At 70.5% G+C, this 16164-nt stretch carries 14 protein-coding genes; 5 read left to right on the forward strand and 9 right to left on the reverse strand.

Going from position 1 to position 16164, the window contains the following annotated elements; all coding sequences use genetic code 11:
- Positions 1 to 127: 127 nt before the first annotated feature.
- On the forward strand, positions 128 to 283 hold the full coding sequence (locus ACFWP3_RS10405; protein WP_199808149.1) for a hypothetical protein: 156 nt from the start codon (positions 128 to 130) through the stop codon (positions 281 to 283).
- 23 nt (positions 284 to 306) lie between these two features.
- On the opposite strand, the gene ACFWP3_RS10410 is transcribed toward ACFWP3_RS10405, so the two are convergent.
- Positions 307 to 630 (reverse strand): metal-sensitive transcriptional regulator, encoded by a 324-nt coding sequence (locus ACFWP3_RS10410; RefSeq protein ID WP_384218457.1) that lies wholly within the window; start codon positions 628 to 630, stop codon positions 307 to 309.
- Between the two features lie 193 nt (positions 631 to 823).
- On the opposite strand from ACFWP3_RS10410, the gene ACFWP3_RS10415 reads away from it, so the two are divergent.
- Complete coding sequence (locus ACFWP3_RS10415) at positions 824 to 1444, forward strand: DUF47 domain-containing protein (protein ID WP_033225924.1); 621 nt, start codon at positions 824 to 826, stop codon at positions 1442 to 1444.
- A 5-nt stretch (positions 1445 to 1449) separates the two neighbouring features.
- Positions 1450 to 2451, forward strand: a complete 1002-nt coding sequence (locus tag ACFWP3_RS10420; protein WP_384218460.1) for an anion permease — start codon at positions 1450 to 1452, stop codon at positions 2449 to 2451.
- Positions 2452 to 2606: 155 nt separating this feature from the next.
- On the opposite strand, the gene pstB is transcribed toward ACFWP3_RS10420, so the two are convergent.
- The 7 genes from pstB to mshD all read right to left on the reverse strand — a co-directional run bounded on the left by pstB (position 2607) and on the right by mshD (position 12567).
- The gene (pstB, locus tag ACFWP3_RS10425) at positions 2607 to 3383 is read right to left on the reverse strand and encodes a phosphate ABC transporter ATP-binding protein PstB (protein ID WP_384218461.1); all 777 of its coding nucleotides are present in this window, start codon (positions 3381 to 3383) and stop codon (positions 2607 to 2609) included.
- Between the two features lie 56 nt (positions 3384 to 3439).
- Complete coding sequence (pstA, locus tag ACFWP3_RS10430) at positions 3440 to 4522, reverse strand: phosphate ABC transporter permease PstA (protein ID WP_384218463.1); 1083 nt, start codon at positions 4520 to 4522, stop codon at positions 3440 to 3442.
- Positions 4522 to 5511, reverse strand: coding sequence for a phosphate ABC transporter permease subunit PstC (gene pstC / locus ACFWP3_RS10435; RefSeq protein ID WP_384218472.1), 990 nt, complete (start codon positions 5509 to 5511; stop codon positions 4522 to 4524). Before pstC ends, pstA begins: the two co-directional genes overlap by 1 nt.
- 140 nt (positions 5512 to 5651) lie before the next feature.
- Positions 5652 to 6788, reverse strand: coding sequence for a phosphate ABC transporter substrate-binding protein PstS (gene pstS / locus ACFWP3_RS10440; protein WP_384218475.1), 1137 nt, complete (start codon positions 6786 to 6788; stop codon positions 5652 to 5654).
- A 233-nt stretch (positions 6789 to 7021) separates the two neighbouring features.
- Positions 7022 to 8029: a CHAD domain-containing protein gene (locus tag ACFWP3_RS10445; RefSeq protein ID WP_384218477.1), complete on the reverse strand. Its 1008-nt coding sequence runs from the start codon at positions 8027 to 8029 to the stop codon at positions 7022 to 7024.
- 4 nt (positions 8030 to 8033) lie between these two features.
- A complete protein-coding gene (locus tag ACFWP3_RS10450) occupies positions 8034 to 10220 on the reverse strand; it encodes an RNA degradosome polyphosphate kinase (RefSeq protein ID WP_384218653.1) in 2187 nt (728 codons plus the stop codon).
- A 1417-nt stretch (positions 10221 to 11637) separates the two neighbouring features.
- The gene (gene mshD, locus ACFWP3_RS10455) at positions 11638 to 12567 is read right to left on the reverse strand and encodes a mycothiol synthase (protein WP_384218480.1); all 930 of its coding nucleotides are present in this window, start codon (positions 12565 to 12567) and stop codon (positions 11638 to 11640) included.
- Positions 12568 to 12738: 171 nt separating this feature from the next.
- On the opposite strand from mshD, the gene ACFWP3_RS10460 reads away from it, so the two are divergent.
- Positions 12739 to 14553 carry a bifunctional metallophosphatase/5'-nucleotidase gene (locus ACFWP3_RS10460; RefSeq protein WP_384218482.1) on the forward strand — a complete coding sequence of 605 codons (1815 nt, stop codon included), beginning with the start codon at positions 12739 to 12741 and terminating at the stop codon, positions 14551 to 14553.
- Positions 14554 to 14632: 79 nt separating this feature from the next.
- On the opposite strand, the gene ACFWP3_RS10465 is transcribed toward ACFWP3_RS10460, so the two are convergent.
- Positions 14633 to 15409, reverse strand: a complete 777-nt coding sequence (locus ACFWP3_RS10465) for an alpha/beta fold hydrolase (RefSeq protein ID WP_384218484.1) — start codon at positions 15407 to 15409, stop codon at positions 14633 to 14635.
- Positions 15410 to 15531: 122 nt separating this feature from the next.
- On the opposite strand from ACFWP3_RS10465, the gene ACFWP3_RS10470 reads away from it, so the two are divergent.
- Positions 15532 to 16101, forward strand: coding sequence for a TetR/AcrR family transcriptional regulator (locus ACFWP3_RS10470; RefSeq protein ID WP_384218487.1), 570 nt, complete (start codon positions 15532 to 15534; stop codon positions 16099 to 16101).
- Positions 16102 to 16164: the final 63 nt, after the last annotated feature.

Below are 16164 nucleotides of genomic sequence, written 5' to 3' on the forward strand. Positions count from 1 at the left end.
AGCGGTCAGGGCGGGCCACGGCCGGTATCCGGAAATGGTCCATCCGTGTCATGCGCCGCGGGCGGTGTCCTCCCTACGCTGAGAGTCGAGCGCCGACGACCGAAGACGGCAGATTGAGGTGACACGCGTGACTCCCGCAGGCGGTACGACGGTGCAGGATCATGTGGCGCTCGCCGAGATCGAGCTCTGCGGTGAGTTGATCATCGCGGCCTCGGCGGCCGCGGAGGAGCGGCTCAGTCAGGACCGGATCGACGAGGTGCTGATGGGGATCTGGTCGGGCTGACCGCCTGCGGGTCAGGTGCGCGGTCAGGTGCGCAGGAGGCGGGCGATGGCCTTGGTGGCCTCCTCCACCTTCGCGTCGATCTCTCCGCCGCCCTTGACGGCGGCGTCGGCGACGCAGTGGCGCAGGTGCTCCTCCAGGAGCTGGAGGGCGAAGGACTGGAGCGCCTTCGTGCTCGCCGAGACCTGGGTGAGTATGTCGATGCAGTAGACGTCCTCGTCGACGAGCCGCTGGAGGCCGCGGATCTGGCCCTCGATCCGGCGCAGCCGCTTGAGGTGCTCGTCCTTCTGGTGGTGGTAGCCGTGGACGGCGCCGCCGTCGTGGGAACCCTCCGCCTCGATGGTCGTCATGCGTCCTCCCGTGTCCGGAACGAGGGGTGCATACCCCTCATGGGTATAGGGTACTGGGCCCTGGCCGCGGGGGCAGGGGTCCGTCGTCCTCACTCTGCCTGATGGAGGACACTGGGGAACCGCCGGTTAGCCGTGGCCGGGGGATGCGCCTAGCATCAGCCTGACCGAATCCAATGCACCCCGAGGACCTCACGTGCGATTTCGTCTGACCCCCAGGGAGACGAGCTTCTACGACATGTTCGCCGCATCCGCGGACAACATCGTCACGGGCTCCAAGCTCCTGATGGAACTGCTCGGAGCGGACTCTTCCGCCCGGGTCGAGATCGCGGAGCGGATGCGGGCTGCGGAGCACGCGGGAGACGACGCGACCCACGCGATCTTCCACCAGCTGAACTCCTCCTTCATCACGCCGTTCGACCGCGAGGACATCTACAACCTGGCCTCGTCGCTCGACGACATCATGGACTTCATGGAGGAGGCGGTCGACCTGGTCGTCCTCTACAACGTGGAGGAGCTGCCCAAGGGCGTCGAGCAGCAGATCGAGGTGCTGGCGCGGGCGGCCGAGCTGACCGCCGAGGCCATGCCGCACCTGCGGACGATGGACAACCTGACCGAGTACTGGATCGAGGTCAACCGCCTCGAGAACCAGGCCGACCAGATCCACCGCAAGCTGCTCGCCCAGCTCTTCAACGGCAAGTACGACGCCATCGAGGTGCTGAAGCTCAAGCAGATCGTCGACGTGCTCGAAGAGGCGGCCGACGCGTTCGAGCACGTTGCGAACACGGTGGAGACCATCGCGGTCAAGGAGTCCTGAACCTCGTGGACACCTTTGCACTGGTCGTGACCATCGGTGTCGCGCTCGGCTTTACGTATACGAACGGTTTTCACGACTCGGCGAACGCGATCGCGACGTCCGTCTCGACGCGGGCGCTGACCCCGCGCGCGGCGCTGGCGATGGCCGCGGTGATGAACCTCGCCGGTGCCTTCCTGGGCAGCGGGGTCGCCAAGACGGTCAGCAAGGGCCTGATCGAGACGCCCCACGGCAACCGGGGCATGTGGATCCTCTTCGCGGCGCTGGTCGGCGCGATCGTCTGGAACCTGATCACCTGGTACTTCGGTCTGCCCTCGTCCTCCTCGCACGCGCTGTTCGGCGGCATGGTGGGCGCGGCGCTGGCCGGCGGCATCGGGGTGCTGTGGGGCGGCGTCGTCGACAAGGTCATCATCCCGATGTTCGTCTCGCCGGTCGTCGGCCTCGTGGCCGGCTACCTGGTGATGGTCGTCATCCTGTGGATGTTCCGCCGGGCCAACCCGCACAAGGCCAAGCGCGGTTTCCGTATCGCGCAGACGGTCTCGGCGGCGGCCATGGCGCTGGGCCACGGTCTGCAGGACGCGCAGAAGACCATGGGCATCGTCGTGCTCGCACTGGTCATCGCCGACGTGCAGGCGGCCGACGACGCGATCCCGCTGTGGGTCAAGATCGCCTGTGCCGTGATGCTGTCGCTGGGTACGTACGCGGGCGGCTGGCGCATCATGCGCACGCTGGGCCGCAAGATCATCGAGCTGGACCCGCCGCAGGGCTTCGCGGCCGAGACCACCGGCGCCTCGATCATGTTCGGCTCGGCGTTCCTGTTCCACGCGCCGATCTCCACCACCCACGTGATCACCTCGGCGATCATGGGTGTGGGGGCGACGAAGCGGGTGAACGCGGTCCGCTGGGGCGTCGCCAAGAACATCATCCTCGGCTGGTTCATCACGATGCCGGCCGCGGCCCTGGTGGCCGCGATCAGCTTCTGGCTCGTGAACCTGGCCTTCGTGAACTGACCGCCGTGCGGATGTGAACGGATGTGAAAGCGGGCCGGCTCCCCCCACCCAGGGGGAGCCGGCCCTTTTCTTTCTTTCGCCTTGCGGTGGCACCGCCATGCAGCACCGCAGGACGCCTGTGGCCACGCGGCTCAGCCGCGTGAGGTCCGGGCGGTCTAGCCGAAGCGGCCGGAGATGTAGTCCTCGGTCGCCTGGACGGACGGGTTGGAGAAGATCCGGTCCGTGTCGTCGATCTCGATGAGCTTGCCGGGCTGGCCGACCGCGGAGAGGTTGAAGAAGGCGGTGCGGTCCGAGACGCGGGCCGCCTGCTGCATGTTGTGCGTCACGATGACGATCGTGAAGCGCTCCTTGAGCTCGCCGATCAGGTCCTCGATGGCGAGGGTGGAGATCGGGTCGAGGGCCGAGCAGGGCTCGTCCATCAGCAGGACCTGCGGCTCGACCGCGATGGCGCGGGCGATGCACAGACGCTGCTGCTGGCCGCCGGAGAGGCCGGAGCCGGGCTTGTTGAGGCGGTCCTTGACCTCGTTCCAGAGGTTGGCGCCCTGGAGGGACTTCTCCACGATGTCCGAGAGCTCGGACTTCTTGAAGGAGCCGTTCAGGCGCAGGCCCGCCGCCACGTTGTCGAAGATCGACATGGTGGGGAAGGGGTTCGGGCGCTGGAAGACCATGCCGACGGTCCGGCGGACCGCGACCGGGTCCACGCCGGCGCCGTACAGGTTCTCGTCGTCCAGGAGCACCTTGCCCTCGACGCGGCCACCGGGGGTGACCTCGTGCATGCGGTTCAGGGTGCGCAGGAAGGTGGACTTGCCGCAGCCGGACGGGCCGATGAAGGCGGTCACGGAGCGGGGCTCCACGGTCATCGAGATGTCATCGATGGCCTTGTGGGTGCCGTAGAAGGCGGACAGTCCGCTGACGTCGATTCGCTTTGCCATGGTGGTTACTTCGCTTTCATGTGGTCACCGCGGCGGAGCCGCTAATGGACTCGCTTTTAGCGACCGGTCTTCGGGGCCTTCCAGCGGGCGATGCCGCGGGCCACCAGATTGAGGATCATGACGAAGGCGATCAGGACGAGCGCTCCGGCCCATGCCCGGTCGTAGGAGGCTTCACTGCCGACCTTGTACTGCTCCCAGATGTAGAGGGGGAGCGAGGACTGGGCGCCTTCGAAGGGGTTGCCGTTGATGAGCTGGGAGCCGAAGACCAGCAGCATGATCGGCGCGGTCTCACCGGCGATGCGGGCCACCGCCAGCATGACACCGGTGGAGATGCCGCCGATGGCGGTGGGGAGCACGACCTTGAGGATCACGCGCCACTTCGGCACACCGAGGGCGAGGGCGGCCTCGCGCAGCTCGTTCGGGACGAGCTTGAGCATCTCCTCGGTGGAGCGCACCACGACCGGCATCATCAGGATCGACAGGGCCATGGCGCCGGCGAAGCCGGAGGGGCCGAAGCCGAGCATCAGGTTCCACGTCGTCAGGATGAACAGGCCCGCGACGATGGAGGGGATGCCGGTCATGACGTCGACGAAGAAGGTCACGGCCTTGGCGAGCGAGCCCTTGCCGTACTCGACCAGGTAGACGGCGGTCAGCAGGCCGATGGGCGCGGCGATCAGGGTGGCCAGGGCGACCTGCTCGATGGTGCCGAGCAGGGCGTGGTAGACGCCGCCGCCCTCGTCGAAGCTGGTCACGCCGTTCATCGAGTGCGTGAGGAAGTCGCCGTCGAGGAGGCCGATGCCGCGGCTCACCGTGGTCCACATCAGGGACAGCAGCGGGATGACCGCGAGGACGAAGCAGACCCACACGACGGAGGTCGCCACGCGGTCCTTGGCCTGGCGGCGGTTCTCGACGACCGCGCTGGCGGTGTACGTGACGGCGACGAAGAGCAGGGCCGCGATCAGGCCCCACTGGACCTTGCTGTGCAGGCCGAAGACGAGGCCGACGCCGCTGCCGAGGGCGAGCGAGAGGGCCGCGATGCCGGCCGGGGCCCAGCGGGGCAGGCCGCCTCGGGTGAGGCCGGCGGGGGCGGCGGACTTCGGGGCCCGGGCGGGCCGCTGGTCCTGGAGTGCGTGGCTCATCAGGCGTTCGCCCCCGAGAAGTCCTTGCGGCGAGCGATGATCAGCCGGGCTGCACCGTTGACCAGCAGGGTGAGCAGGAAGAGGACCAGACCGGAGGCGATCAGCGCGTCCCGGCCGAACTCGTTGGCCTCGTCGAACTTCGCCGCGATGTTCTGCGCGAAGGTGCCGCCGCCCGGGTTGAGGACGTGGAACGAGATCAGGAAGCTCGGGGAGAGGACGGTCGCGACGGCCATGGTCTCGCCGAGCGCGCGGCCGAGGCCGAGCATCGAGGCGGAGATGACACCGGAGCGGCCGAAGGGCAGCACGGACATCCGGATGACTTCCCAGCGGGTCGCGCCGAGGGCCAGGGCGGCCTCCTCGTTCATGCGCGGGACCTGGAGGAAGACCTCACGGCTGACGCTCGTCACGATCGGCAGGATCATGATCGCGAGCAGGATGCCGACGGTGAACAGCGAGCGGGCCACGCCGACCTGGGTCTTCTCGAAGATGTAGGTCCAGCCGAGGTACTCGTCGAGCCACAGGTTCAGTCCCGCCAGGTGCGGGACGAGGAACAGGGCGCCCCAGATGCCGTAGATGATCGACGGCACGGCGGCCAGCAGGTCGACCACGTAGGCGAGGGGGGCGGCCAGCTTGCGCGGCGCGTAGTGCGAGATGAACAGGGCGATGCCGACAGCGATCGGAACCGCGATGACCATCGCGATGATCGAGCTGATGACGGTGCCGAAGAGCAGGACGGCGATGCCGAAGACGGGCGGGTTGGCCGACGCGTTCCAGTCGAAGGTGGTGAGGAAGTTCCCCTCGTTCTCCGACAGGGCGATCGTGGCGCGGTAGGTCAGGAAGGCGGCGATCGACGCCATGATCACCAGGAGCAGGATGCCGGAGCCCTTGGAGAGCCCGGCGAAGATCTTGTCACCGGCGCGGCCGGTGGATCCCTTGCTCTTGGAGACAGGCGGAGCCGTGTCTATCTGGGTGGGTGTGGTGGAAGCCATGGTCTTTCCGGTCTGTGTGGGGGGCAGGCCCCCTGGCGGCGGTGCACCGGATCCCCCCGGGTGGAGGGGGAGGGTTCTCGGGCGCCGGGCGGATCGGGGGGAGACCCCGGATCCGCCCGGCACCGAGAGGGATCGGAAGATCAGCCGAGCTTGGTGATGGCCTCGCGGACCTTGGCGTTGATCTCGGCCGGGATCGGCGCGTAGCCGTTCTCGAGGAGCACCTTCTGGCCCGCGTCGGACGCGGTGTAGTTCAGGAAGGACTTGACCGTCGACAGGGTCTCCGGCTTGTTGCCCTTGTCGCAGACGACCTCGTAGGTCACCAGGACCAGCGGGTAGGCGCCCTCGGCCTTGGTGGTGTAGTCGAGCTTCAGGGCCAGGTCGGAGCCGGTGCCAGCGATCTTGGCGGCGGCGATGGCCTTGGAGGCGTTCTCACCGGTGGCCTTGACCGGGGCGGCGGCGCCCGTGTTCAGGTCGACCGTCTTGATGCCCTGCGAGCTGGCGAAGGAGAGCTCGAAGTAGCCGATCGCGCCGTCGACCTGCTTGACCTGGGCGGCGACACCGGCGGAGCCGGACGCGGCCTGGCCACCCGGGGCGGCCCACTTCTTCGCGGCCTCGTACGGCCACGCGTCGGGGGCGGCGGCCTTGAGGTACTTGGTGACGTTCTCGGTGGTGCCCGAGTCGTCAGAGCGGTGGAAGGCCTGGATCGCGGTCGAGGGAAGCGTGACGCCGGGGTTCAGCTTCTTGATCGCCTCGTCGTCCCACTTCTTGATCTTGTCGTTGAAGATGTTGGCGATCGTCGCGGCGTCGAGGTTCAGCTTGTCCACGCCGGCGACGTTGAAGCCGAGGGCGACGGGGCCGCCGACCATCGGCAGGTTGATGCCCTGGCCGCCGGTGCAGACCTTCTTCGACTCCTCGATCTGCTCCGGCTTCAGCGCCGAGTCGGAGCCGGCGAAACCGACGGTGCCCTGGTTGAAGGCGACGATGCCCTCACCGGAGGAGGAGGACTTGTAGTTCACCTCGACGCCCGAGCAGGCGGCCATGTAGTTCTTGATCCACAGCTCGATCGCGTTCTTCTGCGCGGACGAGCCCGAGGCCAGGAGCTTGCCCTTGGCGTCTTCGCACTTGATGTCGCCGGCGGCGGCAGCGGAGGGCTTCGCCGTGCCGCCGGTGTTCTTCGTGTTGTCGTCCGAGCCGCACGCCGTGAGGACCAGGGCGCCGGACACGACAAGCGCCCCGAGGGCGGAGGCACGAAGCATGTTCTTGCGCTGAAGCTTCACTTTCGGGTGTTCCTTCCAGAAGCCGCCGGCCGCTTTCTGCATCGGGGCGGCGTGCGAAGAGGACTACGTCGGTTGCCTGGCTGAGCTGCTCGTTCTCCGGGCCGCTCGCACCTTGCACAGCAGAAACTAGTCAGATCAGGTGAAGCGGCCGACCGGCCCGAGTGAACGGATGGTGAACCGTGGCGGACGACCCGGTGCGATCCGGCCGGTCCGCCCACGGACGTAAGCTTCCGTTATCCGGCCGTTATCTCGGCGTGACCACGCTGGTCCGCGGGGGCCGGGAGCCAGATCTGCCGGAAGTCGAAACGGGCCGACTCCGCCGCGTGCCGCTGATCCGCGTGCAGGATCCCCAGGGCATAAGCCGTCGCCGGAGCGATCCGCGGGGTGCGCGCCGCCGTCGCCGAGGCGTTCGCCGCCTCCGCCGCGTCCCGGTGCCGGTCCAGGGCCTCGCCCGCCGCCGCCGCGCGCGCCACGTCCTCGCCCAGCGCCTCCCGCGCGTACCGGTGGACCCGCAGGAGGCGGCGTACCTCGTGCCAGGGGCCGTCGCGGTCCGCGTCGTACGGGTGCGTGTCCTCCGCCGGCGGAAGCGAACCGACCGCCGCCGACAGTCGGGTTTCGGCCACCGCCGCCAGCGGCACCAGCACGTCCTCGATGCGGCCGCGCGCCGCGCTCGGATCCAGCGGCACCTCCGAGGCCAGCACCGCCACCGCGTCCGCCACCGCGTGGAACCGGGCGGAGCCGAGGGCCTGCAGCGTCGCCGAATGGGCACGGGTACGGGCCAGGGTGAGCTGGCGCTCCAGCAGCGCGCCCGCGCGCGCCGAGCCCACCGTGAGCTCGCCGGCCGTCCCCCGCGGCGCCGGGACCTCGGCCGAGCCCGACAGCCGGTGCAGCGCGTCCATCAGCCGCGCCAGGCGGGCGGCGTACGCATGCTCGTCGGCCAGGGTCGAGGACAGCCACACCAGCTCGGTGCGCAGCCCGTCCGCCCAGGAGGACTCGGTCACCCCCCGGAAGGTGGCCAGGGATCCGCTGATCCGGCGCGCCGCCCCCCGCAGGCTGCGCGCCGCATCGCTTCCTTCCGAGGCGTCGGCCCCTCCCCCGGACTCTCCCCCAGCTACCGCTGGGGGTACCCCCATCCGGGGGGACCCCCACTCCTCGTGCAGGCGCAGCCCGCGCAGGAAGGCGGTGGCCTGGGCGCGCAGGTACGTGCCGAGCACGTCACCCGCGCATCCCGTCATTGCCATCGGGTCATGGTTTGGCTGAGCCACGCCGGCGCCTCCGGGCGTCTATGAGCATCTCCTGTACGTGCCGCAGCGGCTGGCCTTCCGCGTCCGTGCTGTGCCGGGTCCATTCGCCGTCCGGGCCCAGGTGCCAGGAGGAGGTGACGTCGGACATCCCGGTTTCCAGCATCCGGTCCAGGGCCGCGCGGTGGGCCGGGTCGGCGACCCTGACCAGTGCCTCGATACGGCGGTCGAGGTTGCGGTGCATCATGTCGGCGCTGCCGATCCACACCTCGGGTTCGCCGCCGTTGCCGAAGGCGAAGACCCGGGAGTGCTCCAGGAAGCGGCCGAGGATCGAACGGACCCGGATGTTCTCCGAGAGTCCGGGTACTCCGGGGCGCACCGCGCAGATGCCGCGGACCCAGATGTCGACGGGCACGCCGGCCTGGGAGGCCCGGTAGAGCGAATCGATGAGGGCCTCGTCGACGATCGAGTTCATCTTCAGCCGCACGTACGCGGGACGGCCGGCCCGGTGGTGGGCGGCCTCCTTGTCGATGCGGGCCAGCAGCCCGTCGCGCAGCGAGCGGGGCGCCACCATCAGGCGGCGGTAGGTCTCGCGGCGCGAGTAGCCCGACAGCCGGTTGAAGAGGTCGGAGAGGTCCGCGCCGACCTGCGGGTCGGCGGTGAGCAGGCCGAGGTCCTCGTACAGCCGGGCCGTCTTGGGGTGGTAGTTGCCGGTGCCCACGTGCGAATAGCGGCGCAGCTGGTCGCCCTCCTGGCGCACGACCAGCGACAGCTTGCAGTGGGTCTTGAGGCCGACGAGCCCGTAGACGACGTGGCAGCCGGACTCCTCCAGCTTGCGCGCCCACTTGATGTTGGCCTGCTCGTCGAAGCGGGCCTTGATCTCGACGAGTACGAGGACCTGCTTGCCGGCCTCGGCCGCGTCGATCAGGGCGTCCACGATCGGGGAGTCGCCGGAGGTGCGGTACAGCGTCTGCTTGATCGCCAGGACGTCCGGGTCGGCGGCGGCCTGCTCCAGGAAGGCCTGCACCGACGTGGAGAAGGAGTCGTACGGGTGGTGCAGCAGCACGTCCCGCTCGCGCAGCGCGGCGAAGATGTCCGGCGCGGACGCCGACTCGACCTCGGCCAGGTCCCGGTGCGTGCCGGCGACGAACTTCGGGTACTTCAGCTCGGGCCGGTCCAGCGAGGCGATCCCGAACAGGGCCGTCAGGTCCAGCGGGCCGGGCAGCGGGTACACCTCGGACGGGTTGACCTTCAGCTCCTGTACCAGCAGGTCCAGGATGCCCGGGTCGATGGACTCCTCGACCTCCAGGCGCACCGGCGGGCCGAAGCGGCGCCGCATGAGCTCCTTCTCCAGGGCCTGGAGAAGGTTCTCGGCGTCGTCCTCCTCCACCTCGAGGTCCTCGTTGCGGGTCACGCGGAACATGTGGTGCGCGAGCACCTCCATGCCGGGGAACAGCTCCTCCAGGTGCGCGGCGATGACGTCCTCAAGCGGGACGTAGCGCTGCGGGGAGGCCTCCAGGAAGCGGGAGAGGAGCGGCGGGACCTTGACCCGGGCGAAGTGGCGGTGACCGCTGACCGGGTTGCGCACGACCACGGCCAGGTTCAGGGAGAGGCCGGAGATGTACGGGAACGGGTGCGCGGGGTCGACGGCCAGCGGGGTCAGCACCGGGAAGATCTGGTTGCGGAACAGGGTGAAGAGGCGCGCCTGCTCCTTCTCGGTGAGGTCCGGCCAGCGGATCAGGTGGACGCCCTCCTCGGCCAGGGCCGGGGAGATGTCCTGCTGGAAGCAGGCGGCGTGCCGGGCCATGAGCTCGCGCGAGCGGGTCCAGATCAGGTCCAGCACCTCACGGGGCTGGAGGCCTGAGGCCGAACGGGTGGCGACGCCGGTCGCGATGCGGCGCTTGAGGCCGGCGACGCGGACCATGAAGAACTCGTCGAGGTTGCTCGCGAAGATCGCCAGGAAGTTGGCGCGCTCCAGGAGGGGCGTCGTCGGATCCTCGGCGAGCTCCAGCACCCGCTCGTTGAAGGCGAGCCAGCTGCGCTCCCGGTCGAGGAAGCGGCCGGGCGGCAGCTCTCCGCCGTCCTTGTCGTCGTAGGCGTCCAGGTCGGCGTCGAGATCGGGCTCGAGGTCGACGTGCGGGCGGTGCGCGCTGATGGAACCTATGCGCGCGTGGGCTCCGGTGACGGCCATGTTGCCCGGGGTTCCCGTGGGGGCCGAGCCTGCGGCGGCCGAGCCTGCGGCGGCCGGGCCTGCGGCGGCCGGGCCTGCGGCGGCCGGGCCTGCGGCGGCCGGGCCTGCGGGGGCCGGGCCTGCGGCGGCTCTGCCCGAGGAGGAGGATCCCGCGGAGGCCGATCCCGCGGGGGCCGATCCCGCGGGGGCCGATCCCGCGGGCGCGGCGGACGTGTGGGACGGGTGCTGGGCGGGGACCTCGGTGGGGCCGGCGCTGGGCTTGTGGCTCATGACTCCATTCTTCCGCGCAAGCGGGAGGACAGGCGCGTCGGAAGTGTCGGCCGTCAGTCGGAGTCGGGGCTGCATGCGGGGAGGTTCGCAAGTGCGTCTGAATGGCTGGTTAATGGCGCGTGGCTTCCCGGGTCCGGGGTGGTGCACGGCGCCTGCGGCTGGGGCTTGGCCGGGGGGTTGTGCGCCGGGGTGGGCCGGTGTGCGGAGGGCTCGGGTGCGGTGGGGCTGGTGGGGGGCCGGGCTTCGTGAGCCGAGGGGCGCGGGGCCCCTCCGGGGTGTCTCCTCGGCTCGCGCACGAAGCCACGGCTGCGAAGCGCTGGCCCCCGGTTGCGCGCTCGTCCTGCGGGGACCCCCCTACACGGCCCCACCCCCCTCGCCTCACGAACCCCGCCACCCAGGCTACGAGGGCTCCCGGCCCCGGCCCCACCCTCCTCGGCTTACGGAGCCGGGAGCGGGTGGGCCGGCCGCCTGGTTCGCCCCCCGGCCCCTCGGCTTGCGGAGCCTGGGGTGGGTCGGTCGCCCGGTTCGGCCCCCGGCCCCTCGGCTTGCGGAGCCTGGGGGTGGGGGGCGGGGCGCTGGGCCGGGGCCGGTTCGGTCCCACACTCCTCGGCTTACGGAGCCTGGGGTGGGTCGGTCGTGAGGCAAGGCCCCGTTGCCCCTTGGCTCGCGGAGCCCGGGGGTGGGGCGGTCGCCCGGTTCGGCCTCATACCCTTGGCTTGCGGAGCCTAGGGGCGGGTGCCCGCTCTGCGGATACCCCGTTGCAGCCATGCGCCCATTGGCTTGCGGAGCGCGCGGGCGGGGCGGTCGCCCGGTTCGGCCCCATGCCCCCTTGTCTTGCGGAGGCTGGGGGTGGGGAGGTTGGGGTGGGCGGTGCTTCGGCTTGGGTTGCGGAGCCTGGGGTGGGGTGGGGGCGCGTAGGAGGGTCCCCGCAGGACGAGCGCGCAACCCTGGTTCGGGTTTCGTAGCCGTGGCTTCGTGCGCGAGCCGAGGAGACACTCCGGAGGGACCCCGCCCCACACCTTCGGCGAGGCAAGCCTCCGACAAGGCCCCCGCCCCGCACTTCCGACAAGGGCCCCGCCCTGCGCCTTCGGCGGGGCAAGCCTCCGACAAGGCCCCGGTCTCGTCAGCCCTGCCGGGCCCCGACGGCTCAGCTTTCCGTGCGGTACATCAGGTCTACCTCGTGGGTGGTGAAGCCCAGGCCCTCGTAGACGGCCAGGGCCGCCGGGTTGTCGGCGTCGACGTAGAGCATGGCCGTCGGGAGGCCCGACGCGGCGAGGTGGCGGAGGCCGATCGCGGTGAGGGCCTTGCCGAGGCCGCCGCCCTGTGCGCCCGGCCGGACGCCGACCACGTAGACCTCGCCCAGCTGCTCGGCGGCGTGGACCTTCGTCCAGTGGAAGCCGACCAGCTCCCCGGCGCGCTCGGCGAGGAAGAAGCCCGCCGCGTCGAACCACGGCTGCGCGATCCGGTCGTTCAGGTCCCGCTGCGTCAGCGCGCCCTGTTCGGGGTGGTGGGCGAAGGCGGCCGCGTTCGCCGCGAGCCAGGCCGTGTCGTCCGCGCCGGGCACGAAGGTGCGGACCGTCACGCCGGCCGGGAGCACCGGCTCGGGCAGCGCCGGCGCGTCCGGCCCGAGCGGCCGGCGCAGCTGGCGCAGCTCGCGGAAGAGGGTCAGCCCGAGCACCTGGGCCAGGTGCCGGGCGGCCGATTTGCCGCCGTGGGCCCATACCCGGATCCGCTTGCCGGAGGCGGCCAGCAGGGCCGAGCCCAGGGCCCGGCCGTGGCCGCGGCCGCGCAGCGCAGGGTGGACGACGAGCTCGGCGGCGGGCGCCTCCACCGGGTCGGTGTCCTCCAGTTGCCCGTATCCGCAGAGCCGGCCGCCCTCGGTGAGCAGGAAGTGCCGGATGCCCTCGCGCGGCCCGCCGCGCAGCTGGAGGCGGCCCTGTTCGGACACGGCGGTGGTGCCGTCGGTGCGTGCGGCGTCCTCGATCAGGGTGAGGACGGCCGCGGCCTGTTCCTCCGTCAGCTCGTCGAGGGTCTCAATCTGCCGTCCCGGCTCCAGGGCCGCTGCTGCGTCAGTCATGCCTTGAGCCTACGACCGCGGCGGGCGGCCCGGCGGGTGCGGCCCCGGGCAGCGGTCCGTCTTCTGCGCGTAACCACCTCGATACCCGATACCCCCTGTCGTGCTACGCGCGTTGACAATAGGCTGCGGCGGACCTCCCAAGTTTGTCTCGCTGTCCACAAAGGGGACTAAATGTCAGCGACGCCACAACGGCACCGCCGCATCCGCCGGTTGACCCTCACCGCTCTCGCCGTCTCGGTCGGGGCCGGGGCGATGGTCGCCGCCGCTCTGCCGGCCGGGGCCGCGAGTGGTGGCGGTGCCGCCAAGAGCGGGACCGTCGATGTGCAGCTGCTGTCGTTCAACGACTTCCACGGCACGCTCGAGCCCCCGCAGGGCTCCTCCGGCAACGTGAGCGAACGTCAGGCCGACGGCACCACCAAGGCCATACCCGCGGGCGGTGTCGAGTACCTCGCCACCAGCCTGCGCGAGGCCCGCAAGGGCCACGAGTACTCCGTCACCGCCGCGGCGGGCGACATGATCGGCGGCAGCCCGATGCTGTCGGGGCTCTTCCACGACGAGCCGAGCATCGAGGCGCTGAACAAGCTCGACCTGGACGTCACCGGGGTCGGCAACCACGAGTTCGACGAGGGCAGGGCCGAGCTGCGCCGCATGGCGTACGGCGGCTGCCACCCGGTCGAGGGCTGCTTCGAGCCGGGCAAGGAGTTCACGGGCTCCGAGTTCCCGTTCCTCGCCGCGAACGTCACGGACCTGAAGACCAAGCGTCCGATGATGAACCCGACCTTCATCTGGAAGAAGGGGGACGTGAAGATCGGCTTCATCGGCGTCACCCTGGAGGGCACTCCGGACGTCGTCACGGCCGAGGGCGTCAAGGGCCTGAAGTTCGAGGACGAAGTCGAGTCGATCAACAAGTACGCCGCCGAGCTGAACAAGCAGGGCGTGAAGTCGATCGTCGCGCTGATCCACGAGGGCGGTCTGCCCGCGAGCGGTGCGTACAACTACGACTGTGACGTCCCGGGTGCGGGCGCCGGCATCTCCGGCCCCATCGTGGACATCGCCAAGAACCTCGACCCGAAGGTCGACGCGCTGGTCACCGGGCACACGCACCAGGCGTACGCCTGCAACATCCCGGACCCGGCGGGCAACCCGCGCATGGTGACCTCGGCCGCCTCCTACGGCCGGCTGTTCACGGACACCACGCTGACCTACGACCGGCAGACCAAGGACATCGTCCGTACGCCGGTCCGCTCGCCGAAGCCGGTCAACAAGGTCGTCACCCGGGACCAGCCCAAGGCCCCGGACATGACCGAGCTGATCCAGCGCTGGAACGCGCTCGCGGCCCCGATCGCGAACCGTCCGCAGGGCTTCATCTCCGCCGACATCCCGGGCCGCGGTTCGGAGGCGCCGGAGAAGCCGCTCGGCGACCTGATCGCCGACGCGCAGCTCGAGGCGCTGGCTCCGGCCGACAAGGGCGGCGCGCAGCTGGCCATCATGAACCCGGGCGGCATCCGTGCCGACCTGGCCTACAAGGCCTCCGGGGACGAGGGCGACGGTGTGGTGACGTACGGCGAGTCCTACACGGTGCAGCCGTTCAACAACATGATGAACATCGTGGACCTGACGGGCGCGCAGCTGATCACCGCGCTCCAGCAGCAGGTGAGCGGTCCGGTCAACGGTGCGAACCCGAAGATCCTCCAGGTGTCGAAGGGCTTCACGTACACCCTCGACATGACCAAGGCCGGTGCGGACCGCATCGTCGTGGACTCGGTGAAGCTGAACGGTGCGGCGATCGACCCCGCCAGGACCTACCGGGTCGCGATGAACGAGTTCCTCGCGGGCGGCGGTGACGGTTTCACCGTCCTGAAGGAGCACAAGAACAAGCTGGTCGGTGCGCCCGACCTGGACTGCTTCAACGCCTACCTGGGCAAGTCGACGGCGGAGAACCCGATCGTGCCGCCGGCGGCGGACCGGATCACGGTCATCAAGTAGTACCCGCCACACCTGTGTAGCGCGCCCGGAGGGGCGGTGGGCCCGACGGCCCGCCGCCCCTTCGGCGTTTTCGCGGTCCCTAGAGGGTGGCGAGGTAGGTGCGGACGGCCCGGTGGAAGCCCTCGGGGTCCTGGAAGGGCACGAAGTGCTCGGTGTCGAGTGCGGTGTACGAGGTTCCGGGCCGCCGGGCGACCATGGCGTCGGCCTGCTCGCGGGAGAGGGCCTGGCTGCGCAGGCCGTGGATGAGCAGCGCCGGGCAGTGGCTGGCGAGCCAGACGTCCCAGCGGTCGCCGTAGGCGCCGGCGAGGGTGGCCAGGGTGTCCTGCGGGTGGAACGGCAGCCGCCAGCCGGTGCCTTCGGGGCGCAGTGCGGGGGCGTAGGTGGGGCCCATCGGGCCGAGGGCGGTGATGAGTTCCTCGCGGGTCGGCGCGGTGTACGGGAGGTCGTGGAGGAAGGCCCAGGGGTCCGGGCCGTCCTTGCGGACGACCTCCACGGGGGAGTCGACGATGATCAGTGCGGAGACGAGGTCGGGGCGGGCGGCGGCCAGGTGGTAGGCGTTGGTGCCGCCGAGGGAGAAGCCGAGTACGGGTACCGGGGCGCCGAGGCCGAGGTGGTCGAGCAGGGTGGCGGCGTCGCCGACGTAGCCCTCGCGGTCGTAGGCGGGGGTGCGGTCGGAGTCGCCGTGGCCGCGCTGGTCGGGGGCGATGACCCGCCAGTCGTCGCCGAGTGCGGCGGCGAGGCCGGTGTAGGCGGCCGCTTCGGAGAGGCCGCCGTGCAGGGCGAGCAGCGGGCGGCCGGTGCCTCCGAAGTCCAGGTAGGAGAGGGTGCGGTCGTCGATCTTCAGCTCGTGGCGCATGGCTCGTGCCTCCCGGGGGCCCGTGGATCTTGCGGTGGTTCCACCCTGCCAGGATTTGGGCAAGCGTGCAATACGTTCGTATAGGGCGCTTGCCCAAATCCTGGCGCGGATACGATCCCGCCATGGGAAATCGCGAGGACCTGCTGGCCGGAGCCCGGCGCTGCCTTGAGGAGAAGGGGTACCTCCGCACGACCGTGCGCGACATCGCCACGGCGTCGAAGGTCAGCATGGCCGCGATCGGCTACCACTTCGGCTCGCGCGAGGCCCTGCTCAACCAGGCGCTCTTCGCCGCGATGGACGAGTGGGCCGCGGGCTCCGGACGGCTCGCCGGCCAGGGCGCCACCGCCTCGGAGCGCTACGCCGACACATGGGACCGCAAGATCCGGGACTTCGGCGACATGCGCTGGCTGTGGATCGCCAACATCGAGGCCTTCGTGCACGCGCAGTCCTCGCCCGAACTGCTCGCCACCCTGGCCGAGGGCCAGCGCCGGTCCCGGCGCGTGGTGGCCGCGCAGCTGCGCGGGGTGCCCGAGGACGCGGTCACCGAGGAGGACGTACGGGCCCTCGGGTCGGTGCACATCGCGCTGCTGACCGGCGTGATGGTCCAGCACCTGACCGACCCGGAGCACACGCCCGACGGGCAGGCGATCGCCCGGGGGCTGCGAACGATGGCGGAGCTGCTGGCGGACTAGTGCCGGGGTCTGTCCCAACTCGCCTGATTTTCAAGGACGTTGTCTCGAAGTTCGGCTCTACCG

It is taken from the genome of Streptomyces sp. NPDC058525 (assembly GCF_042719495.1).
Taxonomy (GTDB): Bacteria; Actinomycetota; Actinomycetes; order Streptomycetales; family Streptomycetaceae; genus Streptomyces.

What these genes read in the sequence shown, in the direction of transcription:
- ACFWP3_RS10470 (WP_384218487.1), top strand. Translation starts at nt 15,532, where the DNA reads ATGGGAAATCGCGAGGACCTGCTGGCCGGAGCCCGGCGCTGCCTTGAG.
- pstA (WP_384218463.1), bottom strand. Translation starts at nt 4,522, where the DNA reads ATGAGCCACGCACTCCAGGACCAGCGGCCCGCCCGGGCCCCGAAGTCC.
- pstB (WP_384218461.1), bottom strand. Translation starts at nt 3,383, where the DNA reads ATGGCAAAGCGAATCGACGTCAGCGGACTGTCCGCCTTCTACGGCACC.
- ACFWP3_RS10450 (WP_384218653.1), bottom strand. Translation starts at nt 10,220, where the DNA reads ATGGCCGTCACCGGAGCCCACGCGCGCATAGGTTCCATCAGCGCGCAC.
- ACFWP3_RS10465 (WP_384218484.1), bottom strand. Translation starts at nt 15,409, where the DNA reads ATGCGCCACGAGCTGAAGATCGACGACCGCACCCTCTCCTACCTGGAC.
- pstC (WP_384218472.1), bottom strand. Translation starts at nt 5,511, where the DNA reads ATGGCTTCCACCACACCCACCCAGATAGACACGGCTCCGCCTGTCTCC.
- ACFWP3_RS10410 (WP_384218457.1), bottom strand. Translation starts at nt 630, where the DNA reads ATGACGACCATCGAGGCGGAGGGTTCCCACGACGGCGGCGCCGTCCAC.
- mshD (WP_384218480.1), bottom strand. Translation starts at nt 12,567, where the DNA reads ATGACTGACGCAGCAGCGGCCCTGGAGCCGGGACGGCAGATTGAGACC.
- ACFWP3_RS10460 (WP_384218482.1), top strand. Translation starts at nt 12,739, where the DNA reads ATGTCAGCGACGCCACAACGGCACCGCCGCATCCGCCGGTTGACCCTC.
- ACFWP3_RS10445 (WP_384218477.1), bottom strand. Translation starts at nt 8,029, where the DNA reads ATGGCAATGACGGGATGCGCGGGTGACGTGCTCGGCACGTACCTGCGC.